Here is a 20,826-nt window from a genome sequence, read left to right on the forward strand (position 1 = left end):
ACGCTCCACCTCGACGGCACCGGCCTCGGTGATCGCGGCGGCCAGCGTCGTACTGCTCAGGGATGCCAGGTCGCCGCCGCCGAAGAGCGCGGCTGCGGCCTGCTTGGCCTGCTCGGTCTCCCCTGCCCCGTGGACGAGAGTCGTCATGTGATCGGCGAGCGCCTTCTGGGCCACGCGCAGGAACGGCTTCTCCGCGTGCTGTGCCTCCAGGCTCTCGATCTCCTCGTGGGACAGGAAGGTGAAGACGCGCAGCATCTCCCCCACCTTGACGTCCTCGACGTTGAGCCAGAACTGATGGAAGGCGTAGGGCGACATCATCGTCGGGTCGAGCCAGAGGGCGCCGCCTTCTGTCTTGCCGTACTTGGTGCCGTCGGCCTTCGTGATCAACGGGGTCGTGAACGCGTGGACGGTCTCACCGGCCACCCGGCGGACCAGCTCGACACCGCCGGTGATGTTCCCCCACTGGTCCGAGCCGCCGAACTGAAGGCTCACCCCGTGCGTACGGAGGAGGTTCAGGTAGTCCATGGACTGCAGCAGGATGTAGGAGAACTCGGTGTAGGAGATGCCGTCCTCGAGGCGCTTCTTGACCGTGTCGCGGGCGAGCATCCGGTTGACCGGGAAGTGCTTGCCGATGTCACGGAGGAAATCGATGACCGACAACGACGCCGTCCAGTCGGCGTTGTTGACCATCGTCGCCGCGGTCTCCCCCTCGAAGGAGACGAAGCGCTCGATCTGGCCGCGCACCTTCCCTACCCATTCGTTGACCGTCTCGGGCGAGTTGAGAGTGCGCTCGCCCGAGTCGCGGGGGTCACCGATCATGCCGGTGGCGCCACCGACCAGTACGTAAGGAGTGTGGCCGGCCTGCTGGAGGCGCATCGCCATCGTGATCTGGAGGAGGTTGCCCATGTGCAGGCTCGGCGCGGTGGGGTCGAACCCGATATAGAACTTCACACTCCCGCCGGTCAGCGCTTCTCGGAGCGCGTCGCGGTCCGTCGAGTCGGCGATGAGACCTCGCCGCTCGAGGTCGTCGAGGAGTGTGGGATCGATGGACACGTGGTGCCTTTCAGATCGTTCTCAGGTGGTGTTTTCGGGGCCCGGAGCGGGTTGTCCCGGAAGCAAGGGTAGTAGGCGATACCCCCTAGAGTTGACCTGGCGAACGTGGACGAGATTTGAGGGGACTGGGTGATCGCAGGGAGGTACCGGCTCGAGAGGGAGCTCGGCCGGGGAGCTATGGGAGCCGTCTGGCTCGCCACCGACGAGGTTTTGGGCCGCTCGGTGGCGCTCAAGCAGCTGATCTCACTCGACGGCGTGTCTGATGCCGCGGTCGAACGCGAAGCACAGCTCGCCGCACGCCTGGTCCACCCGAACGTGGTCGCCGTCTTCGATCTGGTGCGGGACGACGACAAGCCGTGGCTGGTGATGGAGTACGTCGAGGGGAAGACCCTCGCCCACATGGTGCGCGACGACGGCCCCATGTCCGTCGAGGACGCTGCGAGGCTGATCGGTCAGATCGCTTCCGCGCTGCGTTCCGCGCACGCCGCCGGCATCGTCCACCGCGACGTGAAGCCCGCCAACATCGTGGTCGGCCGTGCCGACCGCGCCAAGCTGACCGACTTCGGGATCGCGCGTGGCGTCGACTCCCAGACCACTCAGACCGGGCAGGTCACCGGCTCCCCTGCGTACCTGGCTCCGGAGATCGCCACCGGCGGGCGGGCCACTCCGGCCAGCGACATGTGGTCGCTGGGGGCCACGCTCTTCCAGGCGCTGACGGGCGAGCCTCCCTACGGGATCGGCGACAACGCGCTCGCGACGCTCTATCGGGTCGTGCACGAGGACCCGCCGCGTACGCCGCTGGCCGGTCGGCTCGCGCCGCTGCTCGAGCACACGATGGCCTACGACCCCGCCGAGCGGTGGTCGGCCGCGGACGTCGTCGACTTCCTCGCGGGGCGGCTCCCGGACGAGAAGCTGGAGCCGGTCGCGCGGCGTACGCAGACGCTCGCCGCGGTTGCGAAGCCGCCGACCGCGGCGCCATCGGGCCAGGCACAGTCGACCAGTGCACCGGCGCGACGCCGCTGGTTACCGATCACGGTCGCCACCGTCGCCGCAGTGCTGGTGCTGCTGATCGGTGGGGCCCTGTGGGCCAACCGCGGTGACGACCCGAAGGCCGACCCGGCGCCGACCGCCTCTGGATCGCCGTTGTCGGAACCGAACGAGGAGCCGAACGAGGACGAGGAGCCGGAGGAGTCCGCTGAGGAGGCCTCCGAGGAGCCCACGTCCAGCGAGACGACCAGCCCCTCCCCCAGCGAGAGCCCCACGGCGAGCGAGACGGCCGGCGCGACCGCCGAGGGCGTCGACACCTTCATCCGCAGCTATCTCGCCTCCGCACCCGCGAACCCTGACGGCACCTTCAGCTCGATGCTGACCCCGGCGTTCCAGGCCAGCAGCGGCGGCATCGAGGGCTATCGCACCTGGTGGGGCTCCGTCGCGAGCACCAACGTCGTGTCGGTCTCCCCCAGCGTCGACCCGCTCAAGGTGACCTACACCTACAGGTACACGATGAAGGACGGCCGCGAGGACGGTGGCACCGTGACGTTGGGGCTCGTCTACGCCGACGGGAAGTACCTCATCAACAGCGAGGGCTGAGCCGGAGCCTGCGCTGATACGCCCGGCCGAACGGTGATGTCCGTTTCCGGCCAGCGCGTCGCGGTGCCGCTACCTACAGTCCATCGTCATGAGTACTGACCTTGCCGCTGAGGCTCCCGTTGTCGCGCCGTTGCGCGGCTCAGTCGTGTGGTTCATGGCACTTGCGGCGGCGCTGGGGACCTCGACGATCTACCCGCTGCAGCCCGCGATAGCCGACGTCGCACACTCTGTCGGCTCCTCGATCACGGCTGTCGGCGTAGCCCTGGCCGCCGGCCCGGTGGGCTACATGATCGGGCTGGGCCTGTTGGTTCCGCTGGTCGACCGCTGTTCTCCGAGGCGCGTGCTCGGGATCCAGTTCGGGGTCCTGTCCCTGGCTCTGGGCCTGACCGCGCTGATCAGCAACCTCTTGGTGCTGGGGTTGCTGATCGGTGTCGCCGGAGCCTGCTCGGTCGTGGGTGCCGGCCTGAGCTCGGTGGCTGGCCGCCTCGCACCCACCCATCGGCGCGGCACCGTGCTCGGTATCGTCACCGCCGGGATCTCCGTCGGCATCCTGGCGGGTCGGATCGTGGGCGGTTGGCTTGCCGAGGAGATCGGCTGGCGCAACATGGTGCTGGTCTTCGCGGTTGCCTGCGCGATCGTCGCGGTCTGTTCGGTGTTGGCCCTCCCGGCCGCAAAGGGAACGTCCACACGCGGCTACCTCGCCACGCTTCGGTCATTGCCGGGACTGCTCCTGCGCGACACCGCGCTCCGGCTCGCGGGAGCCCGCGGTGCCCTGTGGTTCTTCGCGTTCTGCGCCGTATGGGCAGGCCTCGCAGTAGCCCTGTCGGAGGCGCCGTACGCCTACTCCGCCGCACAGATCGGACTCTTCGCGCTGGCCGGACTGTCGGGCATCCTGGCTGCTCAGGCTGCCGGTGCCTGGACCGACCGAGTGGGAGCCAGGCGGGTGATCCTGGTGGGTCTGGCAGTGGCCGGGGCTTCGGCGACGGCCCTGACCTTCGCGCTGCCGAGCACCATCGCGACGCTGGCGTGCCTTGCCCTGTTCGATGCCGGCCTGTTCGCCGCTCAGGTGGCCAATCAGAGCACCGTGTTGGCCATCGATCCCGCCGCCCCGGCGCGTTACAACAGCACGTACATGCTGGTCTACTTCGTCGGTGGCAGTCTCGGGACCGCGTTCGGCTCAGCCGCGGTCGAACTGGTCGGCTGGTCCGCGACCGTCGTCGTGACTGCAGCGGCCATCGCGGTCGCCGCGCTGCTCACGCTGTCAGCGGAACCGCTCAACCGCGCTTTGAAATAGCGTCATTTGCGAGCTGCCACATCTCATAGTTCCCGCACTCTGCCGTGATCTCAGCCGTTGCCTGTGCCGCTGCAAAGAAGTCGTCGGTGAGGGGCGAGGTGCGCGATTTCGCCATTGCGACGAATACGTGGTCGGGCGCGAGGTCTGAGACGGCCACATAGCTGATGTCCGGGCGTGAGTAGAACACGGTTTCCGAACGCCCCACGAACGAGATGCCGCGGCCAGCCGCGACGTGCTCGAGCTTCTCCTCCACACCGCGTGCCCGGAGTCCGGAGTCGGGGTGTGGGCGCCGGGTGGGATGCGTACTCGGGCCGGCATGCCAGATCAGCGGCTCACCGGCCAGGTCGGCCTCGCTGACCTCATCCTTGCCAGCCAGTCGGTGGTCGGCAGGCAGCGCCACCATGAGCGGCTCGGTGTAGAGCGGAGTCAGGCGCAGGCCGGTCTCGTCGATGGGCAGCCGCACGAAGCCGACGTCGACGCGGCCGTCGAGCAGCATCGGGGCCTGGTCGTCCCATTCCATGCGCTGCACTTCCACGACCACGTCCGGATGCTTGACCTCGAACGCCCGCGCTGCAGGGATGACGGGGATGCCGGCCCGGAAGCCGACCACCAGCCGCTGACCGCCGCGGGCGGCCACGGAAACCCGGCGCCGAACCGCGTGTGCGGAGGCAAGGAGCGGACCGGCGTCGTCGAGCAGCTGTCGGCCCGCGTCAGTCAGCGTGACGCCGTGGCTGTCCCGGATGAACAGGGGGGCGCCGAGATCCTGTTCCAGCGCGCGGATCTGCCGGCTGAGCGCCGGCTGCGCGATGTGCAAGTCATCGGCGGCGCGGCCGAAGTGCAGCCTGTCGGCGACGGCGACGAAGTAGCGCAGCTTGCGCAAATCCAGATCCATGAGGCCCCTCGGTCCGGCAATGCCTCGAGGGTATCACCACGGCGGAAATAGGTCTTGGACGTGCGCTCAAGGCCGGTGTCATGGTTTACGTGGCCGAGAGATATCGGTCCAAGAATTCGGGATCGGAACCTGACAGCAGTGCCCATATCAGAATTAGCACATCAAAGAATTGGGCCTCCTCCTTTCCTGTTTCGGAAATTCATCAAACCAAAGGAATGACCATGGGAAAGCTCGATGGAAAAGTCGCGGTGATCACCGGTGGGTCCACCGGCTTGGCACTGGCCGGCGCCCAGCTGTTCGTCGAGGAAGGCGCGTACGTCTTCATCCAGGCCAGGCGGCAGGACGCGCTGGACGACGCGGTCGAGCTGATCGGCCGCAACGTCACCGCCGTCCAAGGTGACGCGTCCGATCTGGGCGACCTGGATCGCCTGTTCGACACCGTCAAGCGGGAGAAGGGTTCGATCGACGTGCTGTGGGCCAGCGCCGGGATGGGAGAACCTGCCGTCCTCGGCGAGATCACAGAGGAACAGTTCGAACGTTCCTTCTCGCTCAATGCGCGCGGCACCTTGTTCACCGTGCAGAAGGCCCTGCCACTGATCAACGACCACGGCTCGATCCTCATGACCGGGTCCAACGCCTCCCTCGGCGCCTTCCCCGGCTGGAGTCTCTATGCGGGTAGCAAAGCCGTCCAGCAGGCCTGGGCCCGTGTCTGGCTGAACGAGCTGCGAGACCGCAAGATCCGGGTGAACGTCCTGACCCCTGGGCAGGTCGGCACCGCCAAGCAGGAAGAGCTGTTCGACGAAGAGACGCGCGCCGCATTCGAGTCACTCATCCCTCGTGGATCGATGGGCCGTCCCGAAGAGATCGCCAGCATCGCCCTGTTCCTGGCCTCCGCCGACTCCAGCTACGTCAACGGCCTGGAGCTGGTCGCCGACGGCGGCACGACCGCCATCTGAACCGCACGAACGAGACCGAACCACACAACCAGCCAGAACGGCGCCTGGAGAACGGGCGCCTGAGAACAGGAAGAGGCACAGCTCATGAGCAGCATCACCTTCATCGGTGCGGGCAACATGGCCCGCACGATCGGCACGCGCGCAGTGGCAGGCGGCAACACCGTCGAGATCATGGCACGCGATCAGTCCAAGGCCGAGGCCCTGGCCGATGCCCTGGGCGGCGGCACCACGACGGGTAAGTGGGGCGCCGTCCCTGCCGGGGACATCGTCATCACGGCCATGTTGTACGCCGGCGTCGTCTCGACCATCGCCGAGTACGGAGACGCCCTCGCGGGCAAGATCATCGTCGACATCAGCAACCCCTTCAACGCGACGTTCGACGGACTCGCCCACAGCGAGGCGAGCACCTCGATCGCGCAAGAGGTCGCCAAGGTGGCTCCGGCCAGCGCCAGTGTGTTCAAGGCTTTCAACACCATCTTTCGCAACGTCCTGGCGGAGGGCCGCCCCGACGTCTTCTTCGCCGGCGACGATGCGCAGGCCAAGGCTGACGTGGCGACGTTCATCGAGAGCCTCGGGCTGCGCCCGATGGACGTCGGCGGCCTGAAGATGGCGCACTGGCTGGAAGGAGCGGGCGTACTCACCGTCGGCCTCGCAGGCAACGGGGTCGGCCACGGGAACTTCGCCCTCGGCGTCACGGAAGTTACCGGCTGAGCCGGGCCGGGCCGTCGGCGAGCAGAGCGCCGTGCGCTCTGCTCGCCGACGGTCCCCCGACTCGCAGAAGCGACCACGGAACGACCACCCAAGGAAGAGAGCACTCATCATGAGCAGCATCAGTTTCATCGGACTGGGCGGGATGGCTCACGCCATCGCCGCACGCGCGGTCGCGAGCGGCCACTCGGTCGAGCTCATCGGCCGCGACCCGGTCAAGGCCAAGGGCCTGGCCGCCGAACTCGGCGCCGGGGCCACGACGGGGACGTTCGGCACCATCCCGGTGGGCGACATCGTCGTCCTGGCCGTGCCGTACGCCAGCGCTGTTCAGGTCGTCACCCAGTACGGGGACGCGCTGGCCGGCAAGGTCATCATCGACATCACCAACACCTTCAACGCCGACGCCACCGCGCTGGTCACCCCCGACGGCACGTCCGGTGCGCAGGAGATCGCCAAGGCGGCCCCGGCGAGCGCGCACGTCGTGAAGGCGTTCAACACCGTCTTCGGCCACGTCCTGGTCCAGGAGCGTCGGCTGGACGTGCTCTTCGCCGGAGATGACGCGCAGGCCAAGGAGAGCGTGTCGGCGTTCATCGAGAGCCTCGGACTGCGTCCCCTCGATAGCGGCGGCCTGGAGATGGCTCACTGGCTGGAGGCGGTCGGGCCGCTGCTGATGGGCCTGGCCCGCAACGGCGCAGGGACCTTCGACGTCGCCCTCAGCGTCGACTTCCCCGGCTGAGCGCACTCGCAGAAACCATCTTCCCGCCGCATCACCAACAAGGAGTAGCAACATGCACGTCTTCGTCACCGGCGGGACCGGCCATTCCGGTTCGCACATCATCCCCGAGCTCATCGCCGCCGGGCACGAGGTCACCGGCCTGGCCCGGTCGGACACGGCCGCCGCGGCGCTGTCCGAGCTCGGCGCGAAGACGCGCCGCGGCGACCTCGAGGACCTCGACGGGCTCAAGGAGGCGGCGGCGGGCTCGGACGGTGTCATCCACGTCGCGCACCGGCAGGATCTGCTGCCGTCCGGCGGGATCGACGCCGTGGCCGCCGCCGAGCTCCCGATCATGCTCGCGTACGGCGAGGCACTGGCGGGGACCGGAAAGCCGCTGGTCGTAGCGGGGAGCATCGGGTCGCCCGGCAACGCGGGACGGAACCTGGGCCGGCCGGCCACCGAGGACGACCCGGCTCTTCCCGTCGGTGATGAGCACAAGGGCACCCTCCGAGCCCGCAACGTGGTCGAGACCGCAGTCATCGGCCTCGCCGAGCAGGGAGTGCGATCGTCCGTCGTGCGGATCGCCAACATCGCACACAGCACCACCGACCGGGCCGGATTTCTGCCCACGCTGATCGCCCTCGCGAAGGAGAAGGGCTTCGCCGGCTACCCCGGAGACGGCACGAACCAATGGAACGCCGTGCACGCCCGGGACGCCGCCGCCGTGTTCCGCCTGGCACTGGAGAAGGGTCCGGCCGGCAAGTACTGGCACGCCGTAGGCGACGAGGGCATCCCGGTCCGCGAGATCGCCGAGGCCATAGGCAGCCGCCTGGGCCTGCCCGCCGTGAGCGTACCGCTGGACGAACTGATGCTGCCGGGATACTTCGGGTTCCTCGCGAACGTCGTCACGCAGAACTACCCGGCGTCAAACCTCATCACGCGCCGGACCCTGGGCTGGGAGCCGGCGCAGCCCGGCCTGCTCGCCGACATGGACAACGGTCACTACTTCCCGTCAGCTGACGGTCCCGTCATCTGATGGGTTCAGGAGAACCCATGACCGACCATCCGCCGCTGATCGCGGTGACCGATGCAGATCTCGAAGACCTTCGTTCGCGGCTGATGGCCACCCGGTGGCCCACCCGGTGGCCCTTGGCCGGCTGGGAAGCGGGCGCCGACACCACCGAGATACGCCGCCTGGCGGCGTACTGGGCCACAGGCTATGACTGGCGCACCCACGAGGCGCGGATCAACGCCCTGCCGCACCACACGGCCGCTATCGGCGGCACGCCCGTCCACTACCTCCGGTTCGACGGCGAGCAGCCCGGCGCCCTGCCGATCGTCCTGACCCACGGTTGGCCCAGCACCTTCCTGGAGCTCACCGATCTCGCTCGGCGTCTCGCGGAGCCGTCGAGCCATGGCGGCGACGCGTCCGATGCGTTCACGGTCGTCGTCCCCTCCCTGCCCGGCTACGCGTTCTCGCCGCAACGACCGGCCCTCCCACCTACGCTCCAGACTCACCAGATCTGGCACCGGCTCATGCGCGACGAGCTCGGCTTCGACCGGTACGCCGCCCACGGCGGTGATCTCGGCGCGGGGATCACCTCGCGTCTGGGTGAGGCCTACCCGGAGTCGCTGGTCGGTATCCACCTGCTCGCCGTCGCCGCACCCCCGGAGTACGACGCCGCCAGCCTGACCCTCGACGAACAGGCATACCTCGACCAGGTCGCCACCTGGAGCGCGGAGGAGGGCGGTTACCAGCACCAGCAGAACACCCGTCCGCTCACCCTCGCCCACGCCCTGTCCGACTCCCCGACCGGCCTGCTGGCCTGGATCGTCGAGAAGTACCGCGCCTGGAGCGACTCGGGCAGCGGCGACCTGTCGTCCCGGTTCACCGACGACTTCATCCTCACCCAGGCATCCCTGTACTGGTTCACCGGCACGATCTCGACGTCGTTCCGCCCCTATTACGAGTACGCCCACGGCTTGACCAGGCGCGTGGAAAAGGTCGAAGTGCCCACCGCCGTCGCCGTCTTCCCCGCCGATCTCACCCGCCCACCGCGCTCCTGGGCCGAACGCACCTACAACGTCACCCGGTACACCGCGATGCCACGCGGCGGACACTTCGCCGCCCACGAAGAGCCTGAGCTCCTCGCCGAGGACATCACCGAGTTCTTCCGCGCAATGCGCTAAGACCGACCCTTCAGCTCAGACAGCTCCGCGCGTCATGTCCGCGGAGCATCGTCGTGCGTAATCCTCAGGTCACCAGGCCGCTGCGGTAGGCATGGATCACCGCCTGGACGCGGTCCCGCAGGTCGAGCTTGGTCAGGATGCGCGACACGTAGGTCTTGACGGTCTCCTGGCTGATCACCAGCGTCGCAGCGATCTCGCCGTTCGACAGGCCGTCGGCGATCAGGCGCAGGACCTCGAGCTCTCGCGGCGTCAGCGCGGTGTCGGCGGCCGCGCTCTCGGCGGGGCGGATCCGGGCCGCGTACCTGCCGACTAGCTTTCGGGTCACCTCGGGCGCCAGGAGCGCCGCCCCGGCCGCGACCGTGCGGATGCCATGCAGCAGCTGCGGCGTCGGTGCGTCCTTGAGCAGGAACCCGCTGGCCCCGGCGCGCAGCGCCTCATAGACGTACTCGTCGAGATTGAACGTCGTCACCACAAGCACCTTGACGGGGTGCGCCACCCCGGCGCCGGCTATCAGGCGGGTCGCCTCGATCCCGTCGAGCACCGGCATCCGGACGTCCATCACCACGACGTCCGGGTTCAGCCGTCCAGCCAGGTCGACGGCGGCCTGCCCGTCCCCGCACTCGCCTACCATCTCGAGGTCGGGCTGGGCGTCGATGATCGTCGCGAACCCGGTGCGGATCAACGCTTGGTCGTCGCAGACCAAGACCCGGATCGGCGCACTCATGCCGACCGCCCGGTCGGGATGCTCGCCCGGACGACGAATTCGCCGTCGGTCCCGCGGCCCGCGGCGAACTCCCCACCCAGGGCATCCACCCGTGCCCGCAACCCGGCGAGCCCCCGACCGCTGCCGCCGGGTGAGCTCGGGCGGGCGCCGCTGAGGGCCTGCTCAGGTCCGGTCCCGGCGGTGCGGATCTCCACGGTGATCTCCCGTTCGTCGTAGCGTAGGCCGACCGCTGTCGGGCTGCCGTGCGCGTGCTTGAGCGCGTTCGTCAGAGCCTCCTGCACCACTCGGTGGGCGACCAGCTCCGCGCTCCCGGCGGATTCAGACGGCGTGCCATCCTCGGTGAGCTCCACCGGCTGCCCGGCCTGACGCGTCTGCTCGACGAGCGTGCGTACGTCCCGGATTGACGGTGACCGGGTCTCGCCGTCGTGACCCGGGTCGAGCAGGTCCAGCAGATTCCGGAGGTCGCCGATCGCCCGCCGGCCCGTGTCGGTGACGGCATCGAGCGTCTCGTCGAGCCGGTCGGGTGCGCCTGTCAGGTACTTGGCAGCCTCCGTCTGCACGACCATCGCCGTCACGTGGTGCGTCACGACGTCGTGCAGCTCGCGGGCGATGCGGGTGCGTTCCGCGGTGCGGGTCTCCTCTGCGACCCGGAGGCGCCGTTCGGTCTCGACGGCCCGGGTGGAGCGCAGCCAGGAGCCGACGGCCCACACGAGGGCCAGGACCAGGTAGAACGTCAGGTAACCGACCGCCCGCTCGGCCCCTCCGAGCAGGTCGAGCGCGAGCGCCAGCAGCACGTAGGCACCCGAGAGGAAGATCGCGATCGTGCGGCGACGGTGTTCCAGGTAGACACCCGCGCTCAGCAGCGCGATGACGAGCCCGGCGCCCGACAACGTGTGGTAGCCCCGGAGCTGGTCGAGGACGAAGCCGAGTGACACCAGGAGGAGGCAGGCGGCCGGCCACCGCCGGCGAAGGGCGAGCGGGAAGGACTGGAGGACGATCGCGACGACGGCCAGCACGTCGAAGGGACGGGTCGGCAGCGCGCCGACCTCCGTCCCCAGCCCGTGGTACGCCGGCACGAACGATGCGACCGCCAGCGGCAGTGCGAGCGGCAGGTCCCGGACCGTGACGTCGAGCTGACGCCACCGGTCCAGGACCCGACGGAGTTCGGTCACCGGGAGAGCGTAGCGGCCAGGTCCGTCCGGGCCGAGCGGCGAACGGGCACCACGTGACCACGCCGGTAGGCCAGCCACATGAAGACACCGGTGGCCAGTACGCCGAGCACCACTGCGTAGATGCTGCCCTCCGGTCCGAAGCTGCCGCCCGTGACCAGGGCGGGACCTGACATCGTCGCGTCCAGCAGACCCTGTGCGGTGTTGCTGCCGGACACCTCGGTGCTGAAGATGGCACTTCCGGCGACGTTCCAGCCGAAGTGCAGACCGATCGGCAGCCACAGCTTGCGGGTGGCGATGTATGCGGCGGTCAGCATCCCGCCTGCCTCGATGACGATGGCGACGGCACCCCACAGGGTGGCGTTCGGGTTGAGCAGGTGGATCAGGCCGAACAGCGAGCCGGTCAGTACGAGCGCGATCCAGGTTCCGGTCCAGAGCTCGACGTTCCGGAACAGGACACCTCGGAAGACCAGCTCCTCGGTCACCGCTGCACCGGTCATGATGCCGAGCAGGGCGACGGCGCCCGCCGGCGTACCCAGGCCGTTGATCGTGTATTCACCGAAGAAGGCGATGCTCGCGATGACTGCCCCGAACAGCACGATGCCGAGCAACGTGCCCCAGCCGACCCCGGCACCTGCCCCCTTCAGCGACACCTCGACGGGAGCCCGGTGCTCGGTTCGCCGCACCACCCAGCCGTAGACCAGGACGCCGACGACGGCCGTCAGCAGGCCGGCGACGAGCGCAGACCAGGGGTTGTCCTTCACCGCGATGATGCCCAGATTGCCGATGATCCAGACCGCCGCAACCGCTAAGAGCTGCCATACCAGACGCACGAGGACTCCTCTGTGAGAAGCCGCGGCGGGAGCGCCGCGGACTACCTCGACGATATGGATCCGGCCGTCCCGGAATCATCACCGCACGGTGGACACTCGCAGGTAGCTCGCACGGGGGACAGAATGCCCTGCGCCGGCCAGGCAGGCACCCGGTCAGAAGCTTTCAAACGGGCCACGCGATGGCAGTGGCCGAACCATCAGAGATCACGTAGGCGTACCGATCCTGGTGCCGGTTCGGATGACCTGTGCGCAGCAACGGACGTCCCACCGCTAGGCTCTGGGCGGGCCGTTAGCTCAGTTGGTTAGAGCAGGGGACTCATAATCCCTGGGTCGCGGGTTCAAGTCCCGCACGGCCTACGAGAGCGGTCGGGCTGCCGACATGCGGATCCGTGGGTGTCGGCGCCTCGCCGACCGTGAAGGTTGCGCCGGGGTCGGCATGGGCGACGTGGCCTTCGAACCTGGCCGCGGCGCGCGCCACCGCCGCTTGCGGCGTCAGGGCGCGGCCGACGTGGGTGACGATCAAACGGCCAGCTCGGGCGGCGGTTGCGGTGTCGCCGGCGTCTTCGGGGGTGTGGTGCACCTGCTCCCCGTCGTCGGATGCGTGTGCGCTCTCGGCCTCGCACAGCAGTACGTCGCACCCCTCCGCCAGCTCGGTGAGGCTCGGGCAGGGCGCGGTGTCGCCGGAGTAGACCAGCGACCGACCCCCTGCTTCGATACGTACGGCGAAAGCCGAGACGTCGTGAACCACCGCGCGGGTGGTCAGCCGGAAGGACCCGATGGTGACCTGGTGTCCGTCGCTCAGCTCGGTGACGGCGAACGCTGACTCGATCGGGCTGCGGACGGATGTGTTGGTGAGGAACCCAGCCAGCCGGTCGGCGATCCCGGGCGGTCCGTAGAGGGGGATGGGCGCCGTCAGGCGGATATCCGCGTACAGGGCGCCGTAGTAGGCGGTGAGCAGGTCCGCGCTGTGATCGGCGTGCAGGTGGGAGATCCAGATCGCGTCGAGCTCGTCCAGCCTCACGTGCTGCTGGAGCGGGCCGAGCGTGCCGCTGCCGGCGTCCACCCAGATCCGCGAATCTCCGCTCGACACCAGATAGCCCGAGCATGGGTTGTCGGCGCTCGGGTAGGGCGTCGCAGATCCGAGGACCGTGAGGCGAAGAGGCTCGTCGGGCACGGCGAGATGGTACTACCAGCGATCGGTGCGCTGGACCTCGTGCATGAGCTCGATCTTGCGGAAGCCGAACTGCTTGTTGATGCGCTGCATCACGTCGTTGGACGGGTCGGTCCAGGTGTGGATGCTGGTGCGCTCGGGGTGGTCGCGCTGGACGGCGGCGAGGGTGGCGACCTTGAGGGCCAGGCCGAGCTTGTTGCCGCGGTGGGCGGTCTTGACGAAGGTGTCGTCCTGGATGGCCTCGACGCTGCCGTGGGCCAGGAAGATGACCGAGTAGCCGACCAGCTCGCCGGTGAGGATCTCGCGGGCGGCGGCGGTGATGCGGTCGTAGGAGCGGGCGGTGCTCTTCTCGGCCGATCGGATGCGGTCGGCGGTGTGAGCGACCACGTCGTTCTCCGATTTGCCGGGCATCTCCTTGCCCATCTGGTTGCGCAGGCCGACGAACTGGGCGAGCAGGTCCTCGGGCGTGCGGTCCTCCCACATCAGGATCTCGTAGCCGAGCACGTTGAAGGGCTTGTGACGCAGCGGGAGGTCGGCGGCGAGGTGGTCCTCGCGGCGTACGGACTTGAAGCCGAGCGCCCGGGCGAAGGCCAGGGACGACTTCGGGGGGATGGTCACCTCGGCGGTCGTCAGCGTGCGGCCGCTGGTGCGGCGTACGTCGTCGGCGGCCCGCCACAGCTCGGTGCCGACGCCGCGCCAGCGGTGCACGGGCAGGACATGGATGCCGAGCTCGACGATGTGGCTGCGCTCCTCCTCGGGGAGATCGAGCTCGGCGATGCCGATCGTCTCCCCCTGCTCCTTCGCGGCGAGGAGGACGCGGCGGCCGTGATCGTGCGGGGTACGCACGGAGTTTGCCAGCGCCTCGAAGGTGCGGTGCGACGCGTAGGGTCGATCGAAAGCCATCGATGCCGCCTCCACGGCGTACCAGGCCTTCAGAGCGGTGTCATCGTGGACGTCGACGGGGGCGATCACAGACACGGGCACTATCTAACCGTGTCAGGCAAAGCCGAGGGAAATGAGGTCCCCTCCGCCGCACCGCTCACGACCGCTCCCGGCCAAGCGTCGACGCATCATGTCTTTCGGAGCGCGAGCGCGGGCGGGGCCAGGCGGGCACATCGCGGTCCACCGCACTCGTCGGTGAGGTCGACGGTGGCGATGACGTGCTCATCGCCGCCGGGAGTCAGCAGCGAGGCGAGATCGTCGAGCATCAGCTTGGCGCGACGGAACATCGTGAACGTGCCGTCGCCGTCCACGTCTCCCCAGGTGAGGTAGACGAAGCGGGCCCCGCGCCGGCCTTGCACCGCGGCACCTCGGTAGTCGAGCCCCGACTCGATCTCACCTACCTCGATCTCGGTCTGCCAGACCGCGCCGTCGCTGTCGCCGCGTACCAGGTCGACCGGATCCTTTCCCCGCTGGATGCCGACGTGGACGTTGTGGCACGGGGCATCGTCGAGATGCCAGGTCCGGCCGGGGAGGTTGTGGCCACGAATCTCGAGCAGCACCGTGTCACCACACCATCGGATCAGCCGTCGCGGCGCGGACCCGGCGGGTTCGGCGGCCCGCCGTCGTCGGTCTCGTCGGGGTCGGACGGCCCGGTCGTCGGCAGCTCCGGGTCGGGCGGATCGGTCGTCGGGGGCGGAGTGGGTGTCGGAGTCGGCGTGGGCGTCGGCTCCGGCTCCTTGGACGGCTCCGGCTTCTTCGTCGGCTCCGGCTCCTTGGTGGGCTCGGGGTCGGGCGCCGGCGGGACGTAGGGGGCGTGGCCCTCCTCCGGAGCGTCGCCGTCGAGCCAGGCCGGGGGCGGGAACTCCTCGCGCTCGAGCTCGTCGGTCAGCGGGCCCATGATCGCGACCCAGGTGTCGGCCGGGTAGTCGGCGCCGAAGAAGGTGTCGAGCCAGCCGTCGAGGGCGTCGTCGCCGTCGCCTCGGGTGTAGGCGACCGCGGTCGCCAGCTGGGGCGTGTAGCCGACGAACCAGGCCGAGGAGACCTCGTCGTCGGCGTTGGTCGCGGTGCCGGTCTTGCCTGCGGCCGGCTGGACGACGGCGCTGGCCGCCTGGCCGGTGCCGCTGGAGACGACCTGCTGGAGGGAGTACGAGGTGTCCGCGGCGACCTCCTCGTCCATCGCCCGCTTGCCGCTGCCCTTGTCGTCGCGCTCATAGATGACGGTGCCGTCGGCGTCGACCACCTTGGAGACGACGTGGACGTCGTTGTGCGTACCGCCGTTGGCGATGGTGGCGTAGGCGTTGGCCATGTTGATCGGACTGGTCCGGTTCTTGCCGAGCGTGAGCAGGAAGTCCTCAGGGCTGAAGTCGCGCGTCGTCATCCCGATCCCGGGATGCTTCGCATCGGCTTTCTCCGGCGGGAGGCCCGCGGCGAGCGCCATGTCGTAGACGTCCTTGCTCCCGTTGGGCAGCGAGTCGGACATCTCGACGAAGGCGGTGTTGATGGAGTCCTCCATCGCCTGGAGGCTGCTGACGCTGGAGCCGTAGCTGTGACCGTACGGGTCGGCGGCGCTCTGGCCCGAGTTGCGCACGCTCACGCCCGGGAACTCCATCGGCGAGTTGCCGTTCCAGGAGTCCTTGAGCGAGTAGCCCGACTTCAGCGCCGCGGCCATCGTGAACGCCTTCATCGCCGACCCGGCCATCGCACCGGTCGAGGCCCAGTTGATCTGCGAGTCGAGGTAGTCCTGGCCGCCGTAGAAGCCTCGCAGCGCGCCGCTCTTCACGTCGACCGTGGCCGCGCCGACGTGGAGCTCGTCCTTCTCGTTGCCCGGGTCGAAGGCCTTCTTGTCCTCAGGGCGTACGTCCTCGACCGCCTCCTCGGCGGTCTTCATCGTCTTCTTGGTCAGCGTGGTGGTGATCCGCAGCCCGCCACCGTTGATCTCGTCCTCGGACACCAGCGGGGTGCCCTGCTCGTCCTTGAGGCGGAGGAGCTCGTCGCGGACCATCTTGAGGGCATGACCCTTCTGGCCGCCGTAGCGGCTGTCCGAGCGCGGCTTCTTGAACTTCGGCAGCGACTCCTTGGCCTTCTCGCCCTCGGCCGGGTCGACCATGTCCATCTTGACCATCGAGTTGATCACGTAGCGATAGCGGCCGTCGAGCTCGGCGACCGCCTCCTCGCCGTTGCTCGGGTCCAGGTCGTTGGGGTCGTTGAGGATCGCGGCCAGTGCGGCGGCCTCGCGGAGGTTGATGTCGGCGGCCGGCTTGCCGAAGTAGGCGTTCGACGCGGCCTCGACGCCGTAGGCGCCACGGCCGAAGTAGATGGTGTTGAGGTAGCCGGCGAGGATGTCCTCCTTGGACTTCTGCCGGCTGATCTTCAACGAGATGATCGCCTCCTTCACCTTTCGGGTGTAGGTGCGCTCCTGGGTGAGGTAGAGGTTCTTGACGTACTGCTGGGTGATCGTCGAGGCACCGGACTGGGCGCCGCCGGTGTTGTTGTTGACCACCGCGCGCATGATGCCCTTGACGTCGATGCCGCTGTTGTCCCAGAACGTGCGGTCCTCGGCGGCGACCGCGGCGTCCCGCATCAGCTGCGGGATCTCCTCATAGGGAAGCGAGTCGCGGTCCTGAGAGTCGGCGATGTAACGCCCGAGCTCGTCCTTGCCGCCGCGGTAGTAGACGAAGGAGGTCTCCTTCTCGTAGGCCGCGTTGGCGCTGGGGATCTGGATGGCGTTGTAGGCCACGATCACACCCAGGGCGCTGATCAGCGCACCGACCAGGATCACGACGAAGAAGGTCTTCAAGACCTTCTTCCCCCGCTTCTTCTTCGGTGTCGGCGTCGGAATGGGTGTATAAGGCGGATTGCCCTGCCAGCTCAAGATGTTCCCTTCCCCCGCGGTCACAAACGCTCCTAGAGTACGGCCGGCGCCCAGGCACTTCGCGATCCTCGACCCGGTTTCCGGGGTGTCTCAGCCGAGCCACAGCCTGGTCTCAGGGTTCCGCGGACGCACGGAACGGGCCTCTGACCCGGGTCGGCGACGCCGTGTCTGCCCAGGTCAGAGGCCCGTTTACCGGATCACTCAGACCAGACGGTAGAAGGTGCTGTAGTGGTCGGGGGTGAAGTAGACATCACGCGTTGTGGTGTCCACCACGAGCCGGTAGGACTGGCGCTGCGCGCCACATTCGCGCGGGGTGACGTCGAACTCGAGGTAGGCATGGCCCGAGGGCAGCTCGCCCTCGTAGTTGCGGTAGGCGCCACCGGAGAAGTTGCACGTCCCGGTCGGCGGCCAGGTGTGCCAGCCCCGGTTGGACGGGTAGCCGAGCGAGGCCCAGACCCGGTTGGAGTCGAGGGCCTCGGCGCAGCCCTTGTGGGTGCAACTCTCGAACCAGTCGGCCTGGGCGGCGGGCGCCAGCGCGACGCTTCCGGCGAGCAGGCCGGTGGTGGCGACGAGGGCTGCGAGGAGCAGCTTGATCATCGTGAGCACGGAGCGGTTCTTCCCGGACATGAATCCTCCTGAGTGTGCGTTACGGACCCAGGTAATCCTGCTACATGGGTCGCCCGGGTGGGGAGCCCGAAGGTCACGAACCGGTGAACTCTGGGAGCTGAGCGCCCTCGGGAACGCGCCTCACTCCCAGCCACAGTGGAGGGGCAGGAAGTCGTAGAGGGCGGTCTTCTGCGCCTTGGTGAGCGGGAGGAAGTAGCTGGCGTCGTCCGGGACGTCGGGGCCGCCGACATGAATCCGGAAGAGGCTGCCGACCTTGTCGTCGGCCAGGGCGTGCGGGTCGCATCGGGCGGGCAGGACCCGCAGCTCCAGCGTGGTCGGCTCGCCGGTCATCGGAACCGGGGTCGATCGGGGCCAGGTGGGTGTTCCGGGGTCGAGCTGGAAGAGCACTGTGCCCTCCCAGCCGTCGAAGGTGACGTCCGGGAGGGCACCGGTGGGGGCGAAGGTGACCGGCAGGACGAAGACGCTCTGCTTGCCGGCGCCCTCGGTCCGGGGCTCGCCGACGGTGATCTCGGCGGCCTCGGTGAGGGTGCGCTCGGCGCAGTCGCGGTCGAGGAGGCGGTCGACGTTGGCGTACCTGTCCTCGGCCTCGCCCGTGCTGGTGCGCCACTCCCCCGCGTCGTCGCCGGCCGAGCGCCAGGTGATGGTCAGCTCGGCGGCACCACCCTCGCCGCACTTTCCGCTGGGCATGTCGAAGTCGAAGTCCATCTCCGGGTCGACCGGTTCCGAGCCCGCCCAGCGGGCTCGGAACCGGTCGCTGCCCACCTCGAGGCGGGAGACCTCGATCGGGGTGCCGGTGTCGTTGATCAGACGTACGTACGCGTCACCGGTGTTGCGCTGCAGCCTGGTCTGGTCGACGTATGCCGTCAGCCCGTCGGGCCAGGCCGTCTCGCGCGGCTCGGTCGTGCCGCAGGCGGCCAGGGTCGACCCGATCAGGAGACCCGCGGCGAGCACGGAGTTTCGGCGCACGGCGGCAGGCTAGCGGAGTGACCGCGCCCTGCACTGCCCGGTCACGAGGTGGATACATGGAACACCTTCGTGGTGATGTCGAGGCCGTCGTGGACGTTGACCGAGACGTAGTGCCGGTCGACGTACCACGGCTGGTCGTCGTCGAGGGTGATCTCGCCGGAACGGAACGAGCCGTCCGGCTCGACGGCGACCGGCACCGGGTCCGTCCGACGGTCGACGTAGACCTTCACCTGGCCGTTCTCGGCGAAGCCCGGGTGTTCGGACAGGTCGATGCGGCCCGTCACGGTGAACGTGTCGCCCGGGAGCGCCGTCACGTGATCAGGCTTCTCGAAGTCGGCGACTGTAAGCGGCGTACGAGTGCCGTCGGGGGCCACCGCGACCGTCTCGCCGCTCAGCGGCAGCGGAGTGGTGTCGTAATTGGTCTTGCCACCGGTCGCCGGGTCGACATAGGTGACGTCTTCGACCACCAGGTCGTCGATGAGCTTGTTCGTCCGGAATCCGGCGAGCAGCGTGCTGCTCGAGTGAAAGACCGAATCACGGTAGTAGACGTTCTCGACGGGTGAGCGCGTGGCGGCGCTGGGGAAGTTGAAGGTGGTCTTCCCGTGCGGCATCGCGGCGGTGGTGCGTACGTTGTCGATGAAGATGTTGCGGATCTTCGGATCGAACACGTCGGTGTTCGCGAACGGCACCGTCTCCCTGTAGTTGGCGTCGAACTCGACCAGGCCGACGATCGCTCGTTCCAGGACGGAGTCACGCACGTAGATGTTCTCCACGTAGCCGCCACGGTTGGAGTTGGTCTTGATCTTGAGGAGCAGCGACAGCCCGGGGCCACCGAAGCGGTTGTCGTGGATGAAGACGTCGCGTATGCCGCCCGACATCTCGCTGCCCATGGAGACCGCCGCCGAACCGCCGCCGTCGTTGCCGAAGTAGGAATCGCGGATGATGATCCCTTCGCTCGGCCGACGGTGCTCTCGCCCGTTCACGTTGCGACCGGCCTTGATGGCGGCCCCGTCGTCGCTGACGATGACGCGGTTGTCCTCCATGATCACGTTCTGGCTCGACTCGGGGTCGATACCGTCGTCGTTGTTCCACCCTCGGCTCTCGAAGTCCCGGGTCTTGTTGCTGTAGATGTCGAGACCTCGGATCAGCACGTTCTTCGAGCTGACCGGATGGACCACCCAGAACGGCGTGTTACGAATCCGGACGTCCTCGATGAGGACGTTCTCGGACTCGTAGGGCTGGACGAACGACGGTCTGAAGGTGGAGGCGAGGGCCTCAGCGTCCTCGGGCGGCGCCACCTGCTGGACCTTCCCGTCGCGCCACACCGGGATCGTCTCCGGGATATGGCCGTCATCGCTGAAGATCCGCTCCTCGAACGGCACGTCCTGGAAGTTCATCGCATTGAGGATTCCCTGCTGGCCGTAGTCGGCATCCAAGCTGCGGTCCTCGACGGACCGCTCTCCCCAGTAGCCCTTCTTCCAAGGACGCCAGTTCCACATGTCCTCCTGCCCGTCGAGGAGCCCACCGCCGGAGACCGCGATGTTGCGCTGACGGAAGGCGTAGATCAGAGGAGAGAAGCTGTAGAGGTCCGTGCCCTCGTAGCTGGTGCGCACGACCGGATAGAACTCGTTGGTCTTGTTGCGCATGAACCGGACCACGGCGTCGGGCTCGATGCGGAGGTTCACGTTGCTGAGCAGGTTGATGGCACCGCTGTAGTAGGCGCCGTCGGCGTTGCGTGATCCGCCGGCGGGGACGACGACCGTGCCCCCGCCGGCCCGGTGACAGTCCTTGATGGCGGCGTTGATCGCGTCGCCGTAGAACCACACCCGGCGACTCTCGTGGACCAACGGCGAGTCGGTCTCGGCCGGGTCGCCGGCCGCGTTGCCCACCGCGTACACCTCCTGCGCCTGACGCACATTCGCCGCATAGTCCGCAGCGGTGACCACGCAACGGCGCTCCGGGAACGTCGGCACATGGTCATAGACCGTGCGCTCGATCTCGTCGTAGCGCTGCTGGTCCCAGTAGATGCCGTCGGGATCCTTCGGACCGGCTGCCATCGCCGGCACGGCCATGACGCCGACCGCGAAGAGCGAGCTGGTGAGCGTCGCGAGCAATCGCTTCATC

At 68.3% G+C, this 20,826-nt stretch carries 19 protein-coding genes and 1 tRNA gene (1 of these 20 cut by a window edge); 8 read left to right on the forward strand and 12 right to left on the reverse strand.

Features of this window, described 5'->3' with window-relative positions; all coding sequences use genetic code 11:
• Window positions 1-1,053, reverse strand: partial view of a tyrosine--tRNA ligase gene (tyrS, locus tag BJ988_RS16025; RefSeq protein WP_179658871.1) — the 5' portion only. 219 nt of this gene lie to the left of the window's left edge; 1,053 of the gene's 1,272 nt are visible here — the first part of the coding sequence; the start codon lies at window positions 1,051-1,053; its stop codon lies off the left edge, out of view.
• A gap of 129 nt (window positions 1,054-1,182) precedes the next feature.
• Here tyrS and BJ988_RS16030 point away from each other — a divergent pair, with 129 nt between their 5' ends.
• Both BJ988_RS16030 and BJ988_RS16035 read left to right on the forward strand, forming a co-directional pair.
• Window positions 1,183-2,643, forward strand: coding sequence for a serine/threonine-protein kinase (locus BJ988_RS16030; protein ID WP_343051640.1), 1,461 nt, complete (start codon window positions 1,183-1,185; stop codon window positions 2,641-2,643).
• Between the two features lie 88 nt (window positions 2,644-2,731).
• The gene (locus BJ988_RS16035) at window positions 2,732-3,937 is read left to right on the forward strand and encodes an MFS transporter (protein WP_179658873.1); all 1,206 of its coding nucleotides are present in this window, start codon (window positions 2,732-2,734) and stop codon (window positions 3,935-3,937) included.
• Here BJ988_RS16035 and BJ988_RS16040 read toward each other — a convergent pair.
• On the reverse strand, window positions 3,918-4,829 hold the full coding sequence (locus BJ988_RS16040; RefSeq protein ID WP_179658874.1) for a LysR family transcriptional regulator: 912 nt from the start codon (window positions 4,827-4,829) through the stop codon (window positions 3,918-3,920). The two genes, BJ988_RS16035 and BJ988_RS16040, sit on opposite strands and share 20 nt — an antisense overlap.
• An 80-nt stretch (window positions 4,830-4,909) precedes the next feature.
• Between BJ988_RS16040 and BJ988_RS16045 the strand changes: the two genes are divergently transcribed.
• From BJ988_RS16045 to BJ988_RS16065, 5 genes are all read left to right on the forward strand, one after another.
• Window positions 4,910-5,785, forward strand: coding sequence for an SDR family NAD(P)-dependent oxidoreductase (locus BJ988_RS16045; protein ID WP_246321502.1), 876 nt, complete (start codon window positions 4,910-4,912; stop codon window positions 5,783-5,785).
• Window positions 5,786-5,869: 84 nt separating this feature from the next.
• A complete protein-coding gene (locus BJ988_RS16050) occupies window positions 5,870-6,496 on the forward strand; it encodes an NADPH-dependent F420 reductase (RefSeq protein WP_179658875.1) in 627 nt (208 codons plus the stop codon).
• Window positions 6,497-6,605: 109 nt separating this feature from the next.
• Window positions 6,606-7,229: an NADPH-dependent F420 reductase gene (locus BJ988_RS16055; protein WP_179658876.1), complete on the forward strand. Its 624-nt coding sequence runs from the start codon at window positions 6,606-6,608 to the stop codon at window positions 7,227-7,229.
• A gap of 52 nt (window positions 7,230-7,281) precedes the next feature.
• Window positions 7,282-8,244 (forward strand): SDR family oxidoreductase, encoded by a 963-nt coding sequence (locus tag BJ988_RS16060; RefSeq protein WP_179658877.1) that lies wholly within the window; start codon window positions 7,282-7,284, stop codon window positions 8,242-8,244.
• 17 nt (window positions 8,245-8,261) lie between these two features.
• Complete coding sequence (locus tag BJ988_RS16065; RefSeq protein WP_218860912.1) at window positions 8,262-9,398, forward strand: epoxide hydrolase family protein; 1,137 nt, start codon at window positions 8,262-8,264, stop codon at window positions 9,396-9,398.
• A gap of 64 nt (window positions 9,399-9,462) precedes the next feature.
• Here the strand turns inward: BJ988_RS16065 and BJ988_RS16070 are convergent, their stop codons facing one another.
• The 3 genes from BJ988_RS16070 to BJ988_RS16080 are packed head-to-tail and all read right to left on the reverse strand — an operon-like array spanning window position 9,463 to window position 12,124.
• Window positions 9,463-10,122 carry a response regulator gene (locus tag BJ988_RS16070; RefSeq protein ID WP_179658879.1) on the reverse strand — a complete coding sequence of 220 codons (660 nt, stop codon included), beginning with the start codon at window positions 10,120-10,122 and terminating at the stop codon, window positions 9,463-9,465.
• Window positions 10,119-11,294, reverse strand: a complete 1,176-nt coding sequence (locus BJ988_RS16075) for a histidine kinase (protein WP_179658880.1) — start codon at window positions 11,292-11,294, stop codon at window positions 10,119-10,121. The genes BJ988_RS16070 and BJ988_RS16075 overlap by 4 nt, the downstream gene beginning before the upstream one ends.
• A complete protein-coding gene (locus BJ988_RS16080; RefSeq protein ID WP_179658881.1) occupies window positions 11,291-12,124 on the reverse strand; it encodes a CPBP family glutamic-type intramembrane protease in 834 nt (277 codons plus the stop codon). Before BJ988_RS16080 ends, BJ988_RS16075 begins: the two co-directional genes overlap by 4 nt.
• A 283-nt stretch (window positions 12,125-12,407) precedes the next feature.
• Between BJ988_RS16080 and BJ988_RS16085 the strand changes: the two genes are divergently transcribed.
• Window positions 12,408-12,481, forward strand: a tRNA-Ile gene (locus tag BJ988_RS16085).
• On the opposite strand, the gene BJ988_RS16090 is transcribed toward BJ988_RS16085, so the two are convergent.
• From BJ988_RS16090 to BJ988_RS16120, 7 genes are all read right to left on the reverse strand, one after another.
• Window positions 12,441-13,298, reverse strand: a complete 858-nt coding sequence (locus tag BJ988_RS16090) for an MBL fold metallo-hydrolase (protein WP_179661545.1) — start codon at window positions 13,296-13,298, stop codon at window positions 12,441-12,443. The two genes, BJ988_RS16085 and BJ988_RS16090, sit on opposite strands and share 41 nt — an antisense overlap.
• 12 nt (window positions 13,299-13,310) lie before the next feature.
• Window positions 13,311-14,273, reverse strand: coding sequence for a GNAT family N-acetyltransferase (locus tag BJ988_RS16095; protein WP_179658882.1), 963 nt, complete (start codon window positions 14,271-14,273; stop codon window positions 13,311-13,313).
• A gap of 92 nt (window positions 14,274-14,365) precedes the next feature.
• Entirely contained in the window at window positions 14,366-14,797 is a 432-nt protein-coding gene (locus tag BJ988_RS16100; protein WP_179658883.1) for a DUF5990 family protein, read from the reverse strand.
• 20 nt (window positions 14,798-14,817) lie between these two features.
• On the reverse strand, window positions 14,818-17,133 hold the full coding sequence (locus tag BJ988_RS16105) for a transglycosylase domain-containing protein (RefSeq protein WP_343051642.1): 2,316 nt from the start codon (window positions 17,131-17,133) through the stop codon (window positions 14,818-14,820).
• 177 nt (window positions 17,134-17,310) lie between these two features.
• The gene (locus BJ988_RS16110; RefSeq protein WP_179658884.1) at window positions 17,311-17,736 is read right to left on the reverse strand and encodes a ribonuclease domain-containing protein; all 426 of its coding nucleotides are present in this window, start codon (window positions 17,734-17,736) and stop codon (window positions 17,311-17,313) included.
• A 120-nt stretch (window positions 17,737-17,856) separates the two neighbouring features.
• Window positions 17,857-18,702: a hypothetical protein gene (locus BJ988_RS16115; RefSeq protein ID WP_179658885.1), complete on the reverse strand. Its 846-nt coding sequence runs from the start codon at window positions 18,700-18,702 to the stop codon at window positions 17,857-17,859.
• 41 nt (window positions 18,703-18,743) lie between these two features.
• A complete protein-coding gene (locus tag BJ988_RS16120) occupies window positions 18,744-20,825 on the reverse strand; it encodes a glycoside hydrolase family 28 protein (protein WP_179658886.1) in 2,082 nt (693 codons plus the stop codon).
• Window position 20,826 lies beyond the last annotated feature (1 nt).

This window comes from Nocardioides panzhihuensis (assembly GCF_013408335.1).
Taxonomy (GTDB): domain Bacteria; phylum Actinomycetota; class Actinomycetes; order Propionibacteriales; family Nocardioidaceae; genus Nocardioides; species Nocardioides panzhihuensis.